Source organism: Streptomyces daliensis (genome assembly GCF_054782395.1).
This window is the reverse complement of record NZ_BAAGSO010000081.1, coordinates 1-1,923: the sequence shown is the minus strand read 5'-3', so window position 1 is coordinate 1,923 and position 1,923 is coordinate 1. Positions and strand designations below refer to the sequence as shown.

The 1,923-nt window shown below is 67.4% G+C and carries 1 protein-coding gene; it reads right to left on the bottom strand.

Annotated elements, in window-relative coordinates; all coding sequences use genetic code 11:
* Positions 1-70: 70 nt before the first annotated feature.
* Complete coding sequence (gene ltrA, locus ACYVOO_RS18355; RefSeq protein ID WP_461016709.1) at positions 71-1,465, bottom strand: group II intron reverse transcriptase/maturase; 1,395 nt, start codon at positions 1,463-1,465, stop codon at positions 71-73.
* Positions 1,466-1,923: the final 458 nt, after the last annotated feature.

Sequence of the window (1,923 nt, the reverse complement as noted above, 5' to 3'; positions counted from 1 at the left end):
CGGGTAGGAGGGCCGGGTCGCCCGGCCCTCCTCCCACACCACCGGACATGCGGGTCACGCATCCGGCGGTTCATCGGGCTGGTCTCAACCGTTGCCAGGTTGGCTTGAGCATCTTCAGGCCCAGGTCGTCCCAGTAGGAGTTGGGCAGCCCCCGCTGAAGGACGGCAGACCCCGCGATCCGCCAGTAGCCTTTGCTGCTGCTCGCCCATTCACGGGCGGCGCGCTCGGGGATCCCGAGTGCGAGCAGGTTCCGGTGCCTGGCCGCGAAGCGTTTCCATTCCTTCCAGCGGATCTGCCGCATCCTGCGGCGGAGCCATTCCTCCAGGTCCCGGAACGCCCTGGAGGCGTCCGAGAGCTGGAAGTAGCCCATCCATCCGGCCATGTACCGGTTGATCTTCGCGATGCGTTCGTCCATCGCGATGCTCCACCGGCGTGAGGTCAGCTCCCGGATGCGGACCTTCCAGCGCGTCAGCGCCTTCGGATCGACCCGGATCTTCACTCCGCTCCGGGTGAAGTAGAAGCCGAACCCCAGCAGCGTGGCGGCGGAGGCCCGGACCACCTTCGACTTCTCCCGGTTGACCTTCAGTTTCAGCCGCTGCTCGACCACGGCCGTAACCGAGGCGAGCACTCTGCGGGCGGCCCGTTCGCTCCCCACGAAGATCCGCAGATCGTCGGCGTAACGCACGAACCTGTGACCGCGCTTGAACAGTTCCCGGTCCAGGTCGTCGAGCATGATGTTCGACAACACGGGCGACAACGGGGAGCCCTGCGGGGTCCCCTCCGCGCTCGGCTGTTTCACGCCGTCCACCATGATCCCGGCTTCCAGGTACCTGCGGACCAGCTTCAAGACCCTGCGGTCACTGACCTTGCGCGCCACCCGCGCCATCAAAACGTCGTGCTGGACCCGGTCGAAGAACCGGTCCAGGTCAACGTCCACGACCCACCGGTTGCCGTCCTCGATCGCCCGCCGCGCGACCCGGACCGCCTGATGAGCGGACCGGCCAGGACGGAAACCGAAGGACGACCCCGAGAACTGCGGGTCGAAAATGGGCATGAGCACTTGCGCGATGGCCTGCTGGATCAAGCGGTCCAGCACCCGCGGCACCCCCAGCATCCGCTCGCCGCCGCCAGGCTTCGGGATGATCACCTGACGGACCGGCGCCGGCCGGTAGATGCCCGCGTCGAGTTCGGCCCGGACCTCGGGCCAGTGCACTGCGGTCCACGGCCGCAATTCGGCCGTGGTCATGCCGTCCACCCCGGGAGCACCCCGGTTCACTTCAACGCGGTCGAGCGCCGCGAGCAGGTTCTCCCTGGAGAGCATCCGCTCCCACAGCGAGGACTCCCGCTCCCGGTGAACGTCCTCCGTGGAGTGCGCCGACCGGCCACTACGCTCCGCCGGGACACTTCCGGAATGCACCGGTCCCTCCCCGGTCGGCACCGCCGAAGCGGACTTGCTGCGGTCCATGTGACCAGCACGAGCAGCCACCACATCACCCGTTCCACTCGATGTTCGGCCCTTCCCAGCCCACCACCCATCGGCGGCCATCCCGGCTGGTACTACGACCTCTGCTGACTTCTGCCCGGTCAGAACCGACCTTCCGGCCTGCTCCGTCGGCGCGGCGACACCTCAGCACAACCGACACCCGGACAGATCTCCCCAGGTAAGAACGATCACTGTCCCTGGATCCCCGCCGCGTTTACGCACTGGCCTTCTTGGTGGAGACGGGCGTCACCTTCCGTTGCAGGCTCACCCGGCCAGCACGCCTCATACGCGGTTCGTGTTCCTCGGTACCCAGCTCTCGCCTCGGGCTTCCTCCAGACCCCACCTCACGATGACGCCCTTGCCTCCGGCTCGGGGTTAGCACCACCTCTTCCCCCAGGGGACTTCCACCCCCAAGCAATCGCCCATGCTGGGCGCACAAC

Bases quoted from the DNA above. Each gene is read 5' to 3' on its own strand.
- ltrA (WP_461016709.1), bottom strand. From the start codon at position 1,465: ATGGACCGCAGCAAGTCCGCTTCGGCGGTGCCGACCGGGGAGGGACCG.